Here is an 18,507-nt window from a genome sequence, read left to right as displayed (position 1 = left end):
TCCCGGTCACATGTGAGGCGGCGGGCACAGGGCCAGCGCCTCGTCGGGGTCTGCCTGCGCCCAGCCGCGACGCCGTGCCGCCTCGGCGAAGCGCGGCATCCCGGTGTAGCGGAACGCCGCGGGGGCGTTCGGCACCAGGCCGGTGACGAAGGTGCGTACGACCCGCAGCGACGTCTGCGCCACATCACGCGTGGTGAGGTCGCGCGTGATGACGCGGTGGCCGCCGCTGTGCAGCAGACGGCGGACCTCGGCCACGTCCGTGGCCGGCACCTCCGAGATCGGCACCTCGCCGAGGGCAGGCGCCGTGAACCGCTCGGCGAGCCTGTGCACCCGGGGATCGAGCCAGACCTGCACATGGGCGCCGAGATCGCGGACGTTCGCGAAGTCCGGGCCCACCGCGTCGAGGTAGCTGCGATCCTCGCGATGGTCCAGGTAGAGCCCCGGAGCCATCAGCCCGGCACGTACGGCTTCGAAGACCCAGCCGTCCGCGTCGAGGCAGCCGAGGGTGTAGATCCAGGTGTGGACCGCCTCGAGGACGGCCTTGCGGACGGCCCGCACCGGGTCGGTGGACGCCGAGAAGCCCGCGGCGTACACCCCCGTCTCCCGGTCGCGTACGAGTGCCGCCATCGCCGGCGCGAGCTCGGTCTGCATCTGGACGACGTGGACGTCGAGGGGTGCGCCCTCGAGGTCGGCGCTCAGTCCTGGGACCGACGCGGTGTCGATCCCGCGAGCAGGTCCGTCGTGGTGCCACCAGACCTCGAGGGCGTCCCGCTCGACGACCTCGAGGAGTCCGCGGTCGTGGGCGTCGGCCGTGCCCTGTCCGGTGGCGATGCCGGCGTAGTTGAGATGGAAGACGCGGTCCAGATGGGCGAACCGGCGCTGGCGCCAGTTGAGGCCGACGAGTGCGTGCGGCATCCACAGATCGGTCGCCTCCTCGGTGTAGCCGGAGGCCGGCTGCTCCTGGCAGCGGCTCCACAACGTCGGCACCTCCTCGTCGAGAGCGCGGTAGGGGAAGCCGGGCCGGGCGAGCTGTCCGGCGCTCCAGCGAGGAAGGTCGTCGAGGTCGACCACACGAAGACCCTGGAGCCGGAGGTCGGCGGCGGTTCCGGTCCGGAACTCCGCGGGGTCGAGCCTGTCCGGGATGAAGTTTCCGCAGTAGCGCTCCACGCCCTCGGCGATCGCCGCGATCCGGGCGCCGGCGACGTCTCCGAAGGTGGTGCCGAGCGAGACCCGGTCGGCCGGCCAGTCGCCGAGCCAGCGGGCGTCGGAGACCTCGGCGGTCAGCGAGGTGTAGCGCAGCGGCGCGCGCTCGGGGCGCAGCACCTCGCGCACTCGCCGGATCAGCCCGGTCTCCCGGTCCACCAGCCGCTCGACGTCGAGGGGCGGCATCGCCGTGGATGCTCCGGTCATGCGTGTCCTCTCTCGATGGCCGGCTCGGTCGCGGTGACGAGTGGTCGCTCGGACCAGGTCCGGGAAGCGACATCAAGCCGGAGCTCCTGGTCGGTCGCCGGCACACCGTCGGTGAGCCAGCGCAGGACGATGCGGCCGGGCGAGCCGGCGGCCTCGTACGCCGCCCGCAGCGCGGGGTCGCTGGTGCCGATGCCGAGGTCGTGGCCCCAGGGCCCGCTGACCAGGGCGCTGCCGGCTCCGCTGCGGATGCCCCAGGCGGCAGCCAGCCGGCGGGCGTACGCGTCGAACGGGTCGGCGTCGCCGGTGACGACGAGCAGCGGCGCGGTCACAGCGCCGAAGTGGTGGGGCAGGTCGCGCGGTGGTGTCGACCAGAGCGCGCCGAAGGCATCGAGGCGCGCCGCGTCCCAGCCGAGGCCGGCCGCGGCGGCGACCGGGCCGTCGCGGTCGGCGACGGCGGTCGCGGCCCGCAGGATCTCGGGGGCGAGCGCGGGCTCGGCGCGGCGTCCGAAGCCGTGGATCGCCCACCAGCCGAGGCGGTCCAGATGCTGCGGGGTCCCGTCCACGGAGTAGGCGGTCTCGTACGCGCCGAGAGCGGGCACCAGGGCGATCACCCGCGCCACCCGCCGATCGGCACGAGCGGTCTCGAGCGCGGTGTGAGCGGCGTAGGAGGCACCGTAGGCGACCACCGGCGTTCGCGGGCAGCGCTGCTGCAGCGCGTCGACGGTGTCGATGCCGTCGACGGCCTCCGTGGCGTAGGGCCGCCAGGTGCCGCCGGAGGTGTAGCGGCCGCGTACGTCCTGGACCAGACAGTCAAAGCCGTGCCGCGCCAGCGACCGGGCGAGCGGCAGGTGGGCCTGGGCGTCGTAGGGCGTGCGGACGAGCACGACGGCTCGGGCGGTGCCGACGGAGCGGACGAGCCAGCCGCCGAGGACGACACCGTCGCGGGTCGTGACCGGGAAGGGACGGATCTCCGGCTCGGTCACCGGGCGGGTCCCTGCGGGCGCGGTGCCGGCTCGTCGAACCCCAAGACGGTGTGCGCGCGTTCCCGCAGGCCGTCGCCGACGACCCGCAGCAGGAGCCGGTGCTCGGAGACCGCCGGGTCGTCGGCAGCCCAGTCCTCCAGGATGGACAGGCAGCGGGCCACCGTGAGTGTCAGCGTCGTGCGGGGCAGCGGCCGTGGGTCGCGGCGGCTGCCCGAGAGCCACGAGGAGAGCTCGGAGGCGGCCGGGGAGGCGGCCAGCCGGCGGCGGCGGACCTGGTCGGGGGTGGCCTCGCTGCCGTCGACGATGAGCGGGAAGATCAGCATCCGGCTGCCCTCGCGCCTGGCACGCAGCAGGACGGCCCCGCCCGCTGTCAGGTGTCCGAGGGACTCGTCGGTCCCGGGTCGCTGCGGAACCTCGCGCACGTCCACGACGGCGTCGGCCCGCGCCAGCAGCCTGCCTCCGCCGCGCCGGACCTCTGCACCCGAGCGGATGAGCTCGGCGGCCAGCGCGCGGCTGAGCCGGCCGTGGCCGAGGACGAGGACGCTGCGCCGGCCCTCGGGCCACCGCGAGCGGCGGATCCGCGCCTCGCGCTCGAGCGCGGCGCGGCGTACCCGAAGGAGGTAGCGGTAGGTCGGGACCCGGCCGGGACCGGGCAGGTCGTGCAGCCTGAGGAAGTCCCCCGAGCCGGTACGCAGCGCCGGCATGTCCGGCGACAGGCGGACCTCTCCGCGCGCGGCGGGAAGGGGGCGCCACTCGTGTCTGGGGTACATCGGATCTCCTGGCTGCTCGGTGGTCGATGGTGGGGACAGGGCCGGGGGCGCCGGGCTCGTCAGCCCGGCGCCCCCGCGATCAGGCGGTGGCCAGCTCACCCGAACGGCACGGGGTGCTCACCCGTCAGCGATCAGTCGAAGGGGTTCTCGACCAGCGCGTTGGAGTGCGTGGCGGAAAGGTGCGCCAGCTGCTCGGTGTCCTCGATCTCGCTCACGATGTCGTTGTTCATCGGTCTAGCTCCTCTGTCGGATCGTTTCCACCCGGCATCGCCGGGGCCCGCTGGTGCGGACAGCGGCAAAACGTATATGAGAATCATTCCCAATACCAGTAGTGTGTCCGACCATGAACCCCACACTGGTCCTCGCAGACCACCGCGCCGGCCGCTGGCGGACCTTCGATCCCGGCGCGTTGCCTGGCCCCTGGTCGAGCGCCACGCTGGCCGAGCACGCCGGCGTCCTGACGCTCCCGGCAGGTGCGCTGGGAGGGGCGCGGGCGGTCTTCGCCGACGACGGTCTCGGCACGCTCGTCGTCATCGACGGCGCAGGTCAGGCGCGGAGAGTGCCGGTCGCGATCCCCGCCGAGCACCTCGCCTGCGACCCGACCGGGCGCTACGTCGTGGTCACCACCGGCCTGGGTGCGTCGTGGGAGCCGTGGAGCGACCTGGTCACGGTCGTCGACCTGGCCGATGCGAGCGGAGCCACCGCGGTGCGGGTACGGGTCCGCACCGGCGAGCCCGGCGTCGTGATCGTTCCGGATACCGGAACGGGGGAGCCCATGGTCGTGCTGCGGCACCGCGAGCCCGGCGAGGCCGAGGTCATCCCGCTCCACGCCCTCCTCCGTGCCGGCCCCCACTGTCCGGTCGTACGCGGTGAGCGCCTGAAGCTGGCGGGCGACCTCGGTCACGGCGACGCCGGCGACCACCGGTCCGGCGTGGTCCACCTTTCCACCGAGGCAGGCATCGAGCGGCTGCGGGTCACCGACGGTCGGCCCGAGCGCCTCGAGACCTGGCCGTGGCCGGTGCCGGGCCGGGCGTACTTCCTCCGTCTCGACCCGAAGGCCGGGATCGTGGGCGCCGTCCGTGGTGCCGACTCGGACGCCGCGCGGTGGCACACCTGGACCAACCACGTGGTGCGGTGGAGCCTGGACGGCTCCGCCGAGGTGACCCGGACCGGTGAGGGTCTGGTGTTCCGGCCGGACGCGCTCGACGGCACCGTGGTGTGGACGGTGATACACCCCGACGGCGACCGGCTGGCGATGCTCGCCGACGGCCGGCTCAGCGAGGTCGAGCTGCCGGCGATGAGTGCCGCCCCGCAGCCCGGGGTGGCGCCCTGGGACCCGGTCGGCGACAGGTCCGCGCAGCGGCGTGCCCTCGCCCTGGTCTCGGGCGACCTGGCGGCGGTGACGCGCGGAGGCGACGGCGAGCTCCACCTCGTCCGCAGCACCGGCATCGAGTCGACCCTCGATCTCGGATCACCGTTCGACGAGGGCGGTCACCTGGCCGTCCTCCGGGAGCCCGAGACCCGGGTCGACGGGGTCGGGCGGTGACGCGCGTGAGCGTGCACGACGCGCTCTGTCGTGCCGAGCGCGCGGGTCGCCCGGGCCTGCCGCTGGGCCGGTTCCGGCTGTCCCGACGCTCCGGCGACCTGCTGCCGGTCCTGGTGGACGAGGACGGCCGGCTCGTCCTCGACCCGGACGCTCGGATCCAGGGCGCTGCGCCGTCTGCGGACGGGCGCCTGGTCGCTGTCGAGATCAGCGACGACGGCTCCGAGGACGGGCGTCTCCTCGTGCTCGACACCACGTCGGGGGAGGCGACCGGGATCCCCGGGGTGGCGGTCCGTCACGCCCGGATGGCCTGGGACGACCACGGCCTCGTCGTCGCCGACGCCGAAGGACGCTGCCTGCGCGTCCGGACCGGTGAGCCGGCCCGGACGCTGTTCACGACCGCGACAGGTGAGCGCGCGACACCGGTCGGCGTCGGCGGCAGGGTGGTGATCGCCCGCACCGATGAGGAGCGGACCCTGCTCGTCGGCACCGACGGCGCCCAGATCCTCGAGCTCCCCAGGGTCCGCAACGTCAGCGCGGCGGCGGACACGCTGGTGGCGGTCACCGGCGAGGAGCTGGTGAGTCTGCAAGGACAGGCATCGGCGCGATGCCGGCTGGAGACCCTTCCGGGAGTCCCCGTGCACGCCCAGGCCATCCCGGGCGGCTGCCTGGTCCACCTGGTCCGGGACGGCCACTCGGCGATCGTCCGGCTCGGCGCCGATGGCGGCCTGCTCACCGCGACGGAGACAGTTGCCGTCTCGGACCAGCAGGAGGTGCGTACGGTCTCGGGCCTGTCCTGGGCGCAGGGCCGCGCCTGGGCGCGGATCGAGTCGCCGGCGGAGGTGCCCCAGGTGGCGCCGATCGAGGAGGCGGCGCGTTCGACGAGCGAGGGTCGGCGGTCACGGCTGATCACGGTGACCGCGGACGACGGAGCCGAGATCGAGCTCGTCGTGACCGGAGATCCCGGTGGCGCGACCCTCGTCGAGGTCTACGGCGGCTTCGGTGTCGTCGATCTGCCTCGTTTCGAGCCCTCGGTCGCGGCCTGGTGCGAGCTCGGCGGGCTGCACGTGACCGCCCGGCTGCGCGGGGGAGGCGGGGCCGGCACGTCGTGGCACGCCGCCGGACAGGGCGCGGGCAAGGTGCGTACGGTCGCCGACGCGGTCGCGGTGGCCCGCGAGCTGGTGCGCCTCGGCCTCGCTCGGCCGGAACGGCTGGTGCTCGCGGGGGCGTCGCTCGGCGGACTGGTCGCCGTCTCGGCGGCGCTCGCCGAGCCGGGCCTCGTCGCCGGGGTCGCCTGCACGGCCGCACCGCTCGACCCGCACCGCTTCACCGAGCATCCCGGTGCCCCGCACTGGACCGACGAGTTCGGCGACCCCGCCGACCCGGCGGTGCGCGCCGCCATGGACGACTACTCGCCGTTCGCGCGCGCGGGCCGCTTTCCGGACCGAGGGTGGCCGCGCTTCCTGCTGACCACGTTCGCGGAGGACTCCCGGGTCGCCGCCGAACCCACCGACCGGCTCGCCGACGTGCTGCGGGCCCGCGGCGCCGAGGTCGTACGCAGCCACCGCCCGCGGATGGGCCATGGCGGCAACCACCTCGACTCCGTGCACGACTTCGCCGCCTCCGTCCTCGACTTCGCCCTCGACTCAGCTCACCGACCCACAGGAGTGTGATGACCCCCACCGATGTCTCCGTGACCACGGACGAAGCGCCACCGGAAGTACGGACGCGACCGTCCGGCCAGGTCCCCGCCGTCATTGCCCGGCGACGATGGCGCGCCCGGCTGCTCACCGTCGGCCTCGCGGCCGCCCTCGCCGTGGTCGTCGCGCTGTCGGCCTCCGCGGGCACCGTCGACCTGACCGCGCTCGACGCCGCCAAGCTCGTCACCGGGCACCTGCTGCCCGGGATGCCGTGGATGAGCGACGGCACCTACACGGTGCTGCAGGACCAGGTGGTGTGGCAGTTCCGGCTGCCGCGCGCTCTCCTGGCCGCGCTGGCCGGAGCGGCGCTGAGCCTCGCCGGGGTGTTCATCCAGGCGGTCGTACGCAACCCGCTGGCCGAGCCGGCGATCATCGGTGTCTCCTCGGGCGCGGGCGTGGGCGCGGTCTCCGTGGTGGTGCTCGGCGCCGCCGCTGTCGGCGCCTGGATAGGCACCGCGGCGTTCGTGGGTGCCGCGGTCGCGACGGCGGCGGTGTTCGGGGTGGCGTACAAGAACGGCAGCATCGCCCCGCAGCGCCTGGTGCTCACCGGGGTCGCGCTGGGGACCTTCTTCAGCGCGATCACGAGCTACCTGACGCTCACGACCGAGGCGCAGAACGTGTTCAGCGTGATGTTCTTCCTGCTGGGCTCCGTCTCCGCGGCCACCATGACCGACCTCGCCGGGCCGCTGGTCGCCCTCGTGGTCGCCCTCGTGGTCTCGGTCACCACCGGACGCGCGGTCAACGCGCTGCAGGTCGGCGACGAGACCGCCACCGCGCTCGGCGTCCGGGTCAACCGGCTGCGGTCGGTGCTGCTGCTGGCGGCCGCGCTGCTCACCGGCACCGTGGTCTCGGTCGCCGGCGGGATCGGGTTCGTCGGCCTGGTCGTCCCACACATCGCGCGGGTGCTGGTCGGCTCCGACCACCGCCGCATCGTCCCGGTGGCGGTCTTCGGCGGCGCGCTGTTCCTGTGCGGCGCCGACCTGATCGCCCGCACCGTCTCGGCGCCCGCCGAGGTGCCGCTGGGCATCATCACCGCGCTGATCGGAGTGCCGTTCTTCCTCTGGCTGATGCGCGGCCGGGCCGCCGACGAGCAGGGGATGGCGCGATGAGGCTCGAGACGCTGGACCTCACCCTGGGCCGCGGCGGCCGCGAGGTCGTCACCGCCGCGTCCGTCGTCGTCGAGCCGGGGGAGGTCCTCGGCATCCTGGGCGCGAACGGCAGCGGCAAGTCGACGATCCTGCGGGCCTGCTTCGGCGCGCTCCGGCCGGTCTCCGGCCAGGTGCGCCTCGACGGCACCGACGTCGCCACGATGAGCCGTCGCGAGATCGCGCGCCGGGTCGCGGTGATGGCCCAGGAGCCGCCGGACGAGTTCGGGCTGACCGTCGCCGAGAGCGTGCTGCTGGGACGTACGCCGCACCGCGGAGTGCTGGGCCGCGACAGCCCCAAGGACTGGCGGGTCGTGGGCCGGGCGATGGAGCTGGCCGGCGTCGCCGCGCTGGCCGACCGGCCGGTGCACCGGCTCTCTGGCGGTGAGCGGCAGCGTACGTTGCTCGCCCGGGCGATCGCGCAGGAGGCCGAGCTCCTGCTGCTCGACGAGCCCACCAACCATCTCGACGTCTCCTACCGGTTCGAGCTGATGCACACCGTCGCGGAGCTCGGGATCACCACCGTGGTCGCGCTGCACGAGCTCGACCTCGCGCTGGCCTACTGCGACCGCGTCGCGGTGCTCGACCGCGGGCGCGTCGTCGCGCTGGGCGAGCCCGCCGACATCCTCACGCCGGCCCTGGTGCGTGAGGTCTTCGGTGTCGAGGCCAGCCGGATCACCGATCCGGAGGCCGGCACCCCCCACCTGCTCCTGCGCGGGACGTCCGCGCGGACCCGAGAGAGGAACACATGAACACCACCCCACTGCTGCGCGCCGTCCCGGTGGCAGCGCTCACGCTGCTGGCCGCGACCGGATGCGGTGGCACCGGCGTCACGAACGACGCCGCGGCGAACGGTGAGGCCGCCGAGGGCTACCCGGTGACCGTGGAGAACTGCGGTCGCCAGGTCACGGTCGAGTCCGCTCCGGAGCGCATCGTCGGGCTCAGCCCCGCCCAGACCGAGCTGCTCGTCCGCCTCGGTCTCGCCGATCGGCTCGTCGGCCAGGCGCAGACCGCCATGCACGAGCTGCCCGAGGACGTCGCCGAGAAGGCGAGCGAGGTGCCCGAGCTGAGCACCGACGCGCCGCCGGCCCGGGAGCAGCTCCTCGACGTGCAGCCCGACGCCGTCGTCGCGCCGACCGAGTACGAGTTCACTGCCGAGCAGGGTTTCGCCACCATCGACCAGCTCAGCGACGCCGGGGTGACCACGTACGTCGCCGCCGGCGGCTGCCCCGAGCGCCGCGCCACCGGCGAGGTCACCGACCTGTTCACCGACCTGGAGGCGCTCGGCAGCATCTTCGGGGTCCCAGGCGCCGCCGACGAGCTGGTCGCCGAGACCCGCGGTGACCTCGAGGCGGTCGAGAAGGCGGTGGCGGACCGGCCACGGCCCACCGTCGCGCAGCTCTTCGTCGAGGGCAAGACGATCTCCGCGATCGGTGCCGGGGTGGAGTACGACATGATCGACCGCGCGGGCGGCGAGAACGTCTTCAGCCCGGACGAGAAGCTCTTCGAGCAGTTCTTCTCCGCGGTCGTCTCGCCCGAGGAGATCGCCGCGCGCAACCCGGACGCCATCGTGTTCGCCGTCCGTGAGCAGTCCGAGGCCGAGCGGGTCGAGACGTACCTGCGCCAGACCTTCCCCGACGTCACCGCCGTCAAGGAGGACCGCTTCGTCGTGCTGCGCACCCCGGACACCTTCCCGGGCACGCTCGGCAACGTCGCGGCGGTGCGGACGATCGCGGAGGGCCTGCACCCCGACGCCTTCTGAGACGCGCGCCCTGCCGCCGGGGTCGGCCTCCTGGACGACCCCGGCGGTCAGCTCTCCGGTAGCAGTCGCCAGCCCTCGGCCTGGGTGCGCTCGCGCCAGAAGTCGAGGTAGCGGCCGCCGTGGGCCAGGAGCTCGGTATGGGAGCCGCGCTCGACGATCCGGCCGCCGTCGAGGACCACGATCTGGTCGGCGGCGACGACGGTCTGCAGCCGGTGGGCGATGACGATGACCGTACGGTCGGCGGAGAGCGCGGTCAGCGCCTCCTGGACCGCGGCCTCGTTCTCGGCGTCGAGGGCGGCGGTCGCCTCGTCGAGGAGGACGACCGGGGCGTCCTTCAGCAGCGCCCGGGCGATCGAGACCCGCTGCTTCTCCCCGCCGGAGAGCGTGGAGCCGGCCTCACCGATCCGGGTCTGCCAGCCGTGGGGGAGCCGCTCGACGATGTCGTCGACCCTCGCCAGCCGCGCGGCCTCGTACAGCTCCTCGTCGGTGGCGTCGGGCCGCGACATCATCACGTTGTCGCGCAGGGTGCCCTCGAAGAGGTAGACGTCCTGGAAGACGATCGAGACGCGCTGCATCAGCGCCTCGGTCCCCAGATCGCGTACGTCGACCCCACCCAGCATCACCGAGCCCGCCGTCACGTCGTGGAACCGGGCGACCAGACGCAGCAGGGTGCTCTTCCCGGAGCCGGACGGCCCGACCACGGCGGTCAGCGAGCGCGGCGGCGCGGTGAGCGAGACGTCGTCGAGGACCCGGGCGCTGTGTTCGTCGGAGCGGGCGTCGTAGGAGAAGGCCATCTCGCGCAGCTCGATGCTGCTGTCGGCCGGCTCACCGGGCGTGGCCGGTTCGGGGAGCGGCTCGACCCGGAGGACGTCGAGGACACGTCGCAACGAACCCTCGGCGATCCGCAGCGCGCTGGAGAGCTCGCCGTAGTCGATCAGCGACTCCACGAACCGCACGGTGAGGACGAGGAGGCCGATCGCGGTGGCCGGCGTCAGCGTGCCGCCGAGGCTGAGGTGGACGGCGAGCGCGATGACCAGGGTGAGCAGCGCCTGGATGGAGAGCAGCTGGATCCCCAGGCCGCCGAAGCCGGTGACCAGCAGCCGCCGCGACGCGCGCTTCTGCTCCCGCAGCGCGGTCTCGACCAGCTCGTTGCCGTGGACGGTGCGGCCGAAGACCCGCAGTGCGGGCTGGTTGAGCGCGAACTCGACCACGCGCGCGGAGCCCTCCGCCATCGCGGCGTCGTAGGCGCCCTCGCCGCGTCCGACGATCACGGCCAGGAGCCGGGTGGTGGCCAGCACCGCGACGACGCCGACGAGGAGCGCGAGCGCGAGCCGCCACTCCAGGAACGCCATCGCGACGACCACGGTGACCGGGCTGACCACGGCGGCGATCAGCGGCCGCAGCAGATGCCCCGGCACCGAGGCGATGTCGGTCGCGCCCTTCGACGCCATCCGGGAGAGCTGCCCCGTGCGGTCCTGGGCGTACCAGCCCAGCGGCAGCCGCACCGTGTGGTCGCCGAGCCGGGCCAGGGTGATGTCGAGCAGGTCGCAGGCCATGTCGTAGCCGTCCAGGTTGCCGACCGTCAGGGCCACGTGATGGACCACGAAGAGGCCGGCGAGCACGGCGAGCCAGGTCGTCGCAGCCTCCCAGTCCTGGCGCAGCGCGGCGTCCAGGACCGGAACCACGCAGGCGAAGGCGAGACCCTGGAGCACCCCGGTCGCGACGAACATCGCGACCACGCGGGCGAGCTGGCGCCGATGCGGGCGGTCGACCAGCGCGGCCAGCAGACGGACGATCGTGATCATGCACACTCCTCGTTGCCGCCGTCGGTCGAGCCGCCGGAGCCGCTAGGCGGAGGCGTGTCGAGACCAACACAGTCCCTTGTCGCGCTCGATGGGACTGTGTTGGTCTCGACACGCTCGGCCGCAGGCGGCCTCGCGGCTCGACCGACGGGGGCCGGGTGGGCACGCTGGTCCGCGGCCCAGAGCCGGGCGTAGCGCCCACCTCGGGCGAGGAGCTCCTCGTGGGTGCCGCGCTCGGCGACCCGGCCCTCGTCGAGGACGACGATCTGGTCGGCCCCGGTGACCGTGGAGAGGCGGTGGGCGATCACCAGCAGCGTACGTCCGGCGACGAGGCGGGACAGCGCCCGCTGGACGAGCGCCTCCGACTCCGGGTCCGCGGCCGCAGTGGCCTCGTCGAGCACCAGGATCGGGGTGTCGGAGAGGAGAGCACGGGCGATCGCGACCCGCTGCCGCTCGCCGCCGGAGAGCTGGCCGTCCTCGCCGACCACCGAGTCGTAGCCCCGGGGGAGCTCGGCGATGCGGTCGGCGATCTGAGCGGCCCCGGCGGCGCGGCGTACGTCCTCGTCGGGGGCTTCGGGGTGGGCGAGCCGGATGTTGTCCCGGATCGAGGTACGCAGCAGCCCGGTGTCCTGGAAGACGAAGGAGACCTGCTCGTAGAGCTGAGCGCTCGTCATCTCGCGAAGGTCGACCCCGGCGATGGTGATCCGACCCGCGGTGGGGTCGGCGAAGCGGGGCAGCAGCTTGGCCAGCGTCGACTTGCCCGAGCCGGAGTGGCCCACGAGCGCGGTCACGGTGCCCGGCTCGAGCACCAGGTCGATGTCGTGGAGCACCGGCGGCGCGCCGGGGGAGTATGCGAAGGAGACGTCCTGGATCTCGACGCGGGAAGAGGCCGGGAGCGACGCCGGGGCAGAAGGCTCCGGCAGCTCCGGCTCGGCCAGCAGCCGCTGGATGCGCCGGGCCGCCTCGGTCGCCTCGCGCAGCTCGCGGGCGGCGTAGCCGGCGACGGTGACCGGCGCGGTCATCGCCAGCCCGAGCACCAGGAACGGCACCAGGTCCGGCCCGGTGATCCACGACGCGCGCAGCATCCAGACCCCGGCTCCGAGCACGAGCACCAGGGTCAGCGCCGGCGTCAGCGCGAGCTCCATCAGCAGCATCCCGAGGGCCGAGTGGCGCATCCAGGCCCGGTTGAACCCACCGAACCGGGTCGCCACCTCGGCCAGCCGTCGGTGAGCCTGCCCGGTGGCGCCGAACGTCTTGATCTCCGCGATCCCGCCGGTGTTCTCGACCGTCGCGGCGGCGAGCTCGGCCAGCCCGGCGTCGTAGTCGCGGTAGAGCGCTCCCGCGCCGCGCATCGAGATCCGGAACCCGACGAGTCCGAGCGCGAGCGGGACGAGCGTCACCAGCGCGAGCGGCGGAGACACCACGAAGAGATAGACGGCGACGACCGTGGGCAGCGTGATGGCCGCGGTCAGCTCCATGACCGAGTGGGCCACCAGATGGTGCAGCGCGGCGACGTCGTCCTGCACCGCCTTCTTCACGGTGCCGGAGTTGCGCTCGGTGAACCACGCCAGCGGCACCCGGCCCAGCCGGGCGACCAGCAGCCGGCGCAGGTGGATGGAGAGGTCGAGATCGGCGACGTGGGAGAGCCACGAGGAGCCGAGCACCGTCGCCAGGCGCACCAGCAGCGCGCCCACGCTGACCCAGACCACGGCCCAGGCGCGGTCGGCGTCCACCGACACATCGGAGGGCAGCAGGATCCGGGCCAATTCGACGATGCCGACCAGCGGCACCAGCCCGGCGACCGTCGAGACGACCATCAGCAGCAGGCTGCCGACCAGCCTTCCCCGGACAGGACGAAGCGTCTGGCGGAGGGGAGAAGCGGGCAAATCAGGGTCCTGCCGAGATCGAGGGTTTGCTGCGTACGGGATCTAGCCGCCGTGACCGGTCGGGGCGAGGAGACGCTCGAGCTCGTCCTCCTTCTCGGTGGGCACGACGAAGAGGAGCTCGTCGCCCTGCTCGAGAGGCTGCTCGGGAGTGGGTACGTAGACCTGACCGTCACGCAGCAGCGTGACCAACGCGCAGTTCTCCGGGAACGGCACCAGTCCGGTGGGCTTGCCGACGTAGGGGGAGTCGGCGGGCAGGGTGATCTCGACCAGGTTGGCCTGCCCCTGCCGGAAGGTGAACAGCCGCACCAGGTCGCCGACGGTGACGGCCTCCTCGACGAGCGCGGACATGATCCGAGGGGTGGAGACGTTGACGTCGACACCCCAGGCCTCGGTGAAGAGCCACTCGTTGTTGGGGTGGTTGACCCGGCCCACTGTGCGGGGCACGCCGAACTCGGTCTTGGCCAGCAGCGAGCAGACCAGGTTGGCCTTGTCGTCACCGGTCGCGGCGATGACCACGTCGCAGTTGTCGAGCCGGGCCTCCTCGAGCGAGGAGAGCTCGCACGCGTCGGCGAGCAGCCACTCCGCGTCGGCCACCCGCTCGGGCTTGATCGCGCTCGGGTTCTTGTCGATGAGGAGCACCTCGTGGCCGTTGGTGATCAGCTCACGGGCGATGGACCTTCCCACGGCCCCAGCCCCGGCAATCGCTACTCGCATCAGTCTTCCTCGGGGCCGTTCTTGATCGTCTTGTAGACCTGCGCGGTGTTCTCCTCGCGCATCACGATGTGGAGCACGTCGCCCTCCTGGATCACGCTCTCGCGGACCGGGAGGACGCCCTCGCCGAGCCGGTCGATCCACGCGATCCGCGAACCGGACTGGCGCTGGAACTTGATGGTCCGCTCGCCGACCCAGGACTCGGGCATGATCACCTGGTCGATGCGGATGTTGCCCGACATGTCGCGGAAGTCGGGCTCGGTCCCGGCAGGGAGGAGCCGGCGGAGCACCTGGTCGGCGGTCCACTTCACGGTCGCCACGGTGCTGATCCCGAGGCGCTGGTAGACCTCGGCGCGACCGGGGTCGTAGATGCGGGCCACGACCTGCTGGATGCCGAACTCCTCGCGCGCGACGCGTGCGGAGATGATGTTGGAGTTGTCGCCGCTGGAGACGGCGGCGAACGCCTCGGCCCGCTTGATGCCGGCCTTCAGCAGCACCTCGCGGTCGAAGCCCATCCCGGCGACCTTGTCACCGTTGAACCCAGGTCCGAGCCGCCGGAAGGCGTCCGAGTTCTGGTCGATGACCGAGACCGTGTGGTTGCGGTCCTCGAGACTCCTCGCCAGGGTCGAGCCGACGCGGCCGCAGCCCATGATCACTACATGCACTCCGCCACCGTATAGCCTCACCACCTGTGGGTGTAGGCGACGTCTCCAAGAGGATTCTGATCGGCCGCAAGCTCCGCAGCTCACAGCTGGGGGAGACGCTGCTGCCGAAGCGGATCGCGCTGCCCGTTTTCGCGAGCGATGCGCTCTCCTCGGTCGCCTACGCTCCCGACGAGGTCTTCATCATGCTCGCGGTGGCCGGGGCCTCGGCGTACGTCTGGTCCTGGAAGATCGGTCTCGCGGTCGCGCTGGTGATGTTGACAGTGGTCGCCTCCTACCGGCAGACGGTACACGCCTACCCGAGCGGCGGCGGCGACTACGAGGTCGCGACCGTCAACCTGGGCCGCCGGGCCGGCGTGACCGTGGCCAGCGCGCTCCTCGTCGACTACGTGCTGACGGTGGCGGTCTCGATCTCCAACGCCGCCCAGTACGCCGCCAGCGCCATCCCCAGCCTGATCGGCCACGAGGTGCTGGTCGCCTCGATCGCGGTCGTGCTGCTGACCGCCATGAACCTGCGCGGCGTGCGCGAGTCCGGCACCTTCTTCGCGATCCCGACCTATCTGTTCATGGTCGCGATCCTCGGGATGGGCCTCTACGGCCTGGTGCTGCTGCTGAGCGGCAACCTGCCGCAGGCCGAGAGCGCCCACCTCGAGATCCGGCCCGAGGAGGGCTGGGAGGGAACGCTCAACCAGGTGGCGCTGGTCTTCCTGCTCGCCCGGGCGTTCTCGTCGGGCTGTGCGGCGCTGACCGGTGTGGAGGCGATCTCCAACGGCGTACCCGCCTTCCAGCGGCCCAAGAGCAAGAACGCCGCCACCACGCTGCTGCTGCTCGCGCTGATCGCGGTCTCGATGATGATGAGCATCATCGTGCTGGCCAAGCAGATGAGCATCCGCTACGTCGACCCGCACAAGCTCGACCAGCTCCGCACCGCCGCCGGCGACGCGGTCCCCGACGGCTACGAGCAGCACCCGGTGATCTCCCAGATCGCCGCCGGCGTCTTCAACGACTTCCCGCCGGGGTTCTACTTCGTCATCACCGTCACCGGCATCATCCTGGTCCTGGCGGCCAACACCGCGTTCAACGGCTTCCCAGTGCTCGGCTCGATCCTGGCCAAGGACGGCTTCGCGCCGCGGGCCCTGGGCGCGCGCGGTGACCGGCTCGCCTACAGCAACGGCATCGTCTTCCTGGCCGTGCTGGCGATCGCCCTGATCGTCATCTTCGAGGCGCAGACCACCAAGCTGATCCAGCTCTACATCGTCGGCGTCTTCGTCTCATTCAACCTGAGCCAGCTGGGCATGATCCGCCACTGGACCCGCCACCTCGCCACCGAGCGCGACCCGGCCGAGCGGCGCCGGATGCAGCGGTCGCGGGCGATCAACACCTTCGGCCTCGGGATGACCTCGGTGGTGCTGGTGATCGTGCTGATCACCAAGTTCCTCGCCGGTGCCTGGATCACGATCCTGGCCATGGGCTTCTTCTTCGTGGTCATGCTCGGCATCCGGCGTCACTACGACAACGTCGCCCGCGAGCTGGCTGCCGACGAGTCCGACAAGGTCATGCCGACCCGGGTCCACGCGATCGTCCTGGTCTCCAAGCTCCACAAGCCGACCCTGCGGGCGCTGGCCTTCGCCCAGGCGTCGCGCCCCAACGCGCTCGAGGCCGTGACCGTCTCGACCACCGACTCCGACACCGCCGAGCTGCTCAAGCAGTGGGACGAGCGCAACCTGCCGATGCCGTTGAAGGTGCTCCACTCTCCCTACCGCGAGCTCATCCGCCCGGTCGTCGAGTACGCCTCGGCGATCCGTGACGCCAACCCGCGCGGCGTCGTGGCCGTCTACATCCCCGAGTACGTCGTCGGCCGCTGGTGGGAGCAGTTCCTGCACAACCAGACCGCGCTGCGGCTCAAGGGCCGCCTGCTGTTCACCCCGGGCGTCATGGTCATCTCGGTGCCCTACCAGCTCGCCTCCGGCAAGGAGCGCGCCGAGGAGATGCGCGAGGAGTACTGGCTCGCGCCGGGCCTGCGCCGCGGAAGCGGCCGGCGATGAGCCGGTCCCGACGCCCGGCGCCGTCGCGTGGGCGGCGGGCGCGCCCGAAGGCGTCGAAGGGCGAGTCGTACGTCGGCCGGCGGTTCGAGATCGAGGTCGGCCCGGTCGCCCATGGCGGTCACTTCGTCGCCCGGGTGCCGATCGGGGAGGACTCCCGCGTCGTCTTCGTACGCCACGCCCTCCCCGGTGAGCAGGTGGTCGTCGAGATCACCGAGGGAACCGCCGGTGACCGGTTCTGGCGCGGCGACGCCGTCTCGGTTCTCTCGGTCGCGCCGGAACGGGTCGTTCCGCCCTGCCCCTACGCCGGCCCCGGGCTCTGCGGCGGCTGCGACTTTCAGCACGTCTCGCTGCCCGCCCAGCGGGACCTGAAGGCGACGGTGCTGCGCGAGCAGCTGGTGCGGCTGGGCGGCCTGTCCGCCGAGGACCCGCTCGTCGCCGACCTGGTCGTCGAGGCGGTGCCCGGCGACGTCGACGGGCTGCGGTGGCGCACCCGTCAGCGCTACGCCACCGCGCCGGGTGGTGGCCGCGGGATGCGGCGCTATCGCTCCCACGACGTGATCCCGGTCGACGACTGCCTGATCGCGACCGACGGCGCCCGAGAACCGGGTGCGGGGACGGTCGTGGAGACGGTCGAGATCGGGGACGCGACGCACTCTTTCGAGGTCGCCGCCGACGGCTTCTGGCAGGTCCACCCGGGTGCGCCCGCGACGCTCGTCTCCGCGGTGCTGTCCGTGTTGGCACCCGCGCCGGGCCAGACCGTCCTGGACCTCTACGCCGGTGTCGGCCTCTTCTCCGCGTTCCTCGCCGACGCCGTCGGACCGACCGGACGTGTCGTGGCGGTCGAGGGCGACCAGACCGCCTCCGCGCTCTCGGTCGGCAACGTTCCCGCGGCCGAGGTCACCGCCGGCGACGTCGCCACCGTGCTCGGCGGCCTCGAAGAGGGTCCGTTCGACCTCGTCGTCCTCGACCCGCCCCGCGAGGGTGCGCGCCGGGCGGTCGTCGAGGCCGTCGTCGCGCGTTCGCCGCAGAAGGTCGCGTACGTCGCCTGCGACCCGGCTGCCCTGGCCCGCGATGTCGCGATCTTCGCCGAGCACGGCTACCGGCTGCGTACGCTGCGCGCCTTCGACCTGTTCCCGATGACCCACCACGTGGAGGCTGTCGCCTTGCTGGAGGGCTCTGGGGCCTGAAGCCGCCGAGCGTCTCGAGAGCGGACGGCGCCGGCCGCACAGAAGATGACGGCGACCGCGCCGACGATGGTCGCGGTCCCGACGTGCTCACCGAGGAGCAGGGCGGCCCAGCTGATCGTGAGCACCGGCTGGAGGAGCTGGATCTGGGAGACGGTGGTCATCGGACCGATCGCGAGGCCGCGGTACCAGGCGAAGAAGCCCAGGAACATGCTCACCACCGCCAGGTAGCCGAAGGCCGCGATCTGGCCCGGGGTCGCTGAGGGAGGCTCCTGGACCAGCGCCACGACGGCGAGGACGACCATCAGCGGCGAGGTGAGCACGAGTGCCCAGCTGATCGTCTGCCACGAGCCGAGCTCTCGCGAGAGGAGCCCGCCCTCCATGTAGCCCAGCGCGCAGGCCAGCACTGCGCCGATCAGCAGCAGGTCGGCCATGTGGATCTGTCCGAGTCCGCCGCCCTGCACGGCGACGAACGCGACGACCACGGCGGCCCCGATGACGGAGAAGAACCAGAATGCGTACGAGGGCCGCTCCGCCGTTCGCAGCACGACCGCGACCGCGGTGACCGCCGGGAGCACCGCGATCACCACCGCACCATGGGCTGCCGGGACCGTCCCGAGGGCGTACGAGGTCAGGACCGGGAAGCCCACGACCACCCCGCCCGCGACCACCGCCAGCCGTGCCCACACCGCCGGCCGGGCGGGGAGCGGTTGGCGGGTGAGGGTGAGGACGAGCGCGGCGAGGAGGGCCGCGACGACCGCACGGCCCGTGCCGATGAACAGCGGGGAGAGGCCGCCGACGGCGATCCGGGTCATCGGCACGGTCAGCGAGAACGCGACGATGCCGACGAAGCCCCAGGCCAAGCCGCTCGGTCCGCCGGTGGCGTTCGGTAGCGGAGCGCTAC

16 protein-coding genes are annotated in these 18,507 nt (G+C 72.7%); 7 read left to right on the top strand and 9 right to left on the bottom strand.

The annotated features are described in order from the left end of the window. Nucleotides 1-6 precede the first annotated feature (6 nt). From G5C66_RS13240 to amiA, 4 genes are all read right to left on the bottom strand, one after another. Nucleotides 7-1,410 (bottom strand): YcaO-like family protein, encoded by a 1,404-nt coding sequence (locus G5C66_RS13240; RefSeq protein ID WP_206444076.1) that lies wholly within the window; start codon nucleotides 1,408-1,410, stop codon nucleotides 7-9. Then, on the bottom strand, nucleotides 1,407-2,393 hold the full coding sequence (locus G5C66_RS13235) for a CocE/NonD family hydrolase (RefSeq protein WP_165111439.1): 987 nt from the start codon (nucleotides 2,391-2,393) through the stop codon (nucleotides 1,407-1,409). Before G5C66_RS13235 ends, G5C66_RS13240 begins: the two co-directional genes overlap by 4 nt. Then, nucleotides 2,390-3,163: a hypothetical protein gene (locus tag G5C66_RS13230; RefSeq protein ID WP_165111438.1), complete on the bottom strand. Its 774-nt coding sequence runs from the start codon at nucleotides 3,161-3,163 to the stop codon at nucleotides 2,390-2,392. The genes G5C66_RS13235 and G5C66_RS13230 overlap by 4 nt, the downstream gene beginning before the upstream one ends. Nucleotides 3,164-3,294: 131 nt before the next feature. Further along, nucleotides 3,295-3,393, bottom strand: a complete 99-nt coding sequence (gene amiA, locus G5C66_RS26020; RefSeq protein ID WP_241248494.1) for a streptamidine family RiPP — start codon at nucleotides 3,391-3,393, stop codon at nucleotides 3,295-3,297. 113 nt (nucleotides 3,394-3,506) lie between these two features. Between amiA and G5C66_RS13225 the strand changes: the two genes are divergently transcribed. Genes G5C66_RS13225 through G5C66_RS13205 form a run of 5 tightly spaced genes read left to right on the top strand, consistent with a single transcriptional unit; the run spans nucleotide 3,507 to nucleotide 9,313 of the window. Beyond that, complete coding sequence (locus G5C66_RS13225) at nucleotides 3,507-4,709, top strand: hypothetical protein (RefSeq protein WP_165111437.1); 1,203 nt, start codon at nucleotides 3,507-3,509, stop codon at nucleotides 4,707-4,709. A gap of 5 nt (nucleotides 4,710-4,714) precedes the next feature. After that, nucleotides 4,715-6,379 carry a prolyl oligopeptidase family serine peptidase gene (locus G5C66_RS13220; RefSeq protein WP_165111436.1) on the top strand — a complete coding sequence of 555 codons (1,665 nt, stop codon included), beginning with the start codon at nucleotides 4,715-4,717 and terminating at the stop codon, nucleotides 6,377-6,379. Continuing rightward, the gene (locus G5C66_RS13215; RefSeq protein ID WP_206444075.1) at nucleotides 6,379-7,515 is read left to right on the top strand and encodes a FecCD family ABC transporter permease; all 1,137 of its coding nucleotides are present in this window, start codon (nucleotides 6,379-6,381) and stop codon (nucleotides 7,513-7,515) included. Before G5C66_RS13220 ends, G5C66_RS13215 begins: the two co-directional genes overlap by 1 nt. After that, nucleotides 7,512-8,303 (top strand): ABC transporter ATP-binding protein, encoded by a 792-nt coding sequence (locus G5C66_RS13210; RefSeq protein ID WP_165111435.1) that lies wholly within the window; start codon nucleotides 7,512-7,514, stop codon nucleotides 8,301-8,303. Before G5C66_RS13215 ends, G5C66_RS13210 begins: the two co-directional genes overlap by 4 nt. Next, the gene (locus tag G5C66_RS13205; RefSeq protein ID WP_165111434.1) at nucleotides 8,300-9,313 is read left to right on the top strand and encodes an ABC transporter substrate-binding protein; all 1,014 of its coding nucleotides are present in this window, start codon (nucleotides 8,300-8,302) and stop codon (nucleotides 9,311-9,313) included. The genes G5C66_RS13210 and G5C66_RS13205 overlap by 4 nt, the downstream gene beginning before the upstream one ends. Before the next feature lie 47 nt (nucleotides 9,314-9,360). Here G5C66_RS13205 and G5C66_RS13200 read toward each other — a convergent pair whose 3' ends face one another. From G5C66_RS13200 to G5C66_RS13185, 4 genes are read right to left on the bottom strand one after another with little or no spacing between them, the layout of a single operon-like run. Then, on the bottom strand, nucleotides 9,361-11,118 hold the full coding sequence (locus tag G5C66_RS13200; RefSeq protein ID WP_165111433.1) for an ABC transporter ATP-binding protein: 1,758 nt from the start codon (nucleotides 11,116-11,118) through the stop codon (nucleotides 9,361-9,363). Further along, nucleotides 11,115-13,001 carry an ABC transporter ATP-binding protein gene (locus tag G5C66_RS13195; protein ID WP_165111432.1) on the bottom strand — a complete coding sequence of 629 codons (1,887 nt, stop codon included), beginning with the start codon at nucleotides 12,999-13,001 and terminating at the stop codon, nucleotides 11,115-11,117. The genes G5C66_RS13200 and G5C66_RS13195 overlap by 4 nt, the downstream gene beginning before the upstream one ends. 42 nt (nucleotides 13,002-13,043) lie before the next feature. Beyond that, nucleotides 13,044-13,715, bottom strand: a complete 672-nt coding sequence (locus tag G5C66_RS13190; RefSeq protein ID WP_165111431.1) for a potassium channel family protein — start codon at nucleotides 13,713-13,715, stop codon at nucleotides 13,044-13,046. Beyond that, on the bottom strand, nucleotides 13,715-14,377 hold the full coding sequence (locus G5C66_RS13185; RefSeq protein ID WP_165111430.1) for an NAD-binding protein: 663 nt from the start codon (nucleotides 14,375-14,377) through the stop codon (nucleotides 13,715-13,717). Before G5C66_RS13185 ends, G5C66_RS13190 begins: the two co-directional genes overlap by 1 nt. Nucleotides 14,378-14,403: 26 nt before the next feature. Between G5C66_RS13185 and G5C66_RS13180 the strand changes: the two genes are divergently transcribed. Together G5C66_RS13180 and G5C66_RS13175 are read left to right on the top strand one after the other, a co-directional pair. After that, nucleotides 14,404-16,419 carry an amino acid permease gene (locus G5C66_RS13180; RefSeq protein WP_165111429.1) on the top strand — a complete coding sequence of 672 codons (2,016 nt, stop codon included), beginning with the start codon at nucleotides 14,404-14,406 and terminating at the stop codon, nucleotides 16,417-16,419. After that, nucleotides 16,416-17,606, top strand: coding sequence for a class I SAM-dependent RNA methyltransferase (locus tag G5C66_RS13175; protein WP_165111428.1), 1,191 nt, complete (start codon nucleotides 16,416-16,418; stop codon nucleotides 17,604-17,606). Before G5C66_RS13180 ends, G5C66_RS13175 begins: the two co-directional genes overlap by 4 nt. Here G5C66_RS13175 and G5C66_RS13170 read toward each other — a convergent pair. Further along, nucleotides 17,516-18,466 carry a DMT family transporter gene (locus G5C66_RS13170; protein ID WP_241248493.1) on the bottom strand — a complete coding sequence of 317 codons (951 nt, stop codon included), beginning with the start codon at nucleotides 18,464-18,466 and terminating at the stop codon, nucleotides 17,516-17,518. The two genes, G5C66_RS13175 and G5C66_RS13170, sit on opposite strands and share 91 nt — an antisense overlap. Nucleotides 18,467-18,507 lie beyond the last annotated feature (41 nt).

The sequence above is a fragment of the Nocardioides turkmenicus genome (assembly GCF_011045035.1).
GTDB classification, from domain to species: domain Bacteria; phylum Actinomycetota; class Actinomycetes; order Propionibacteriales; family Nocardioidaceae; genus Nocardioides; species Nocardioides turkmenicus.
Note: the sequence above shows the minus strand (reverse complement) of the source record. Positions and strands in the feature narration are given on the sequence as shown.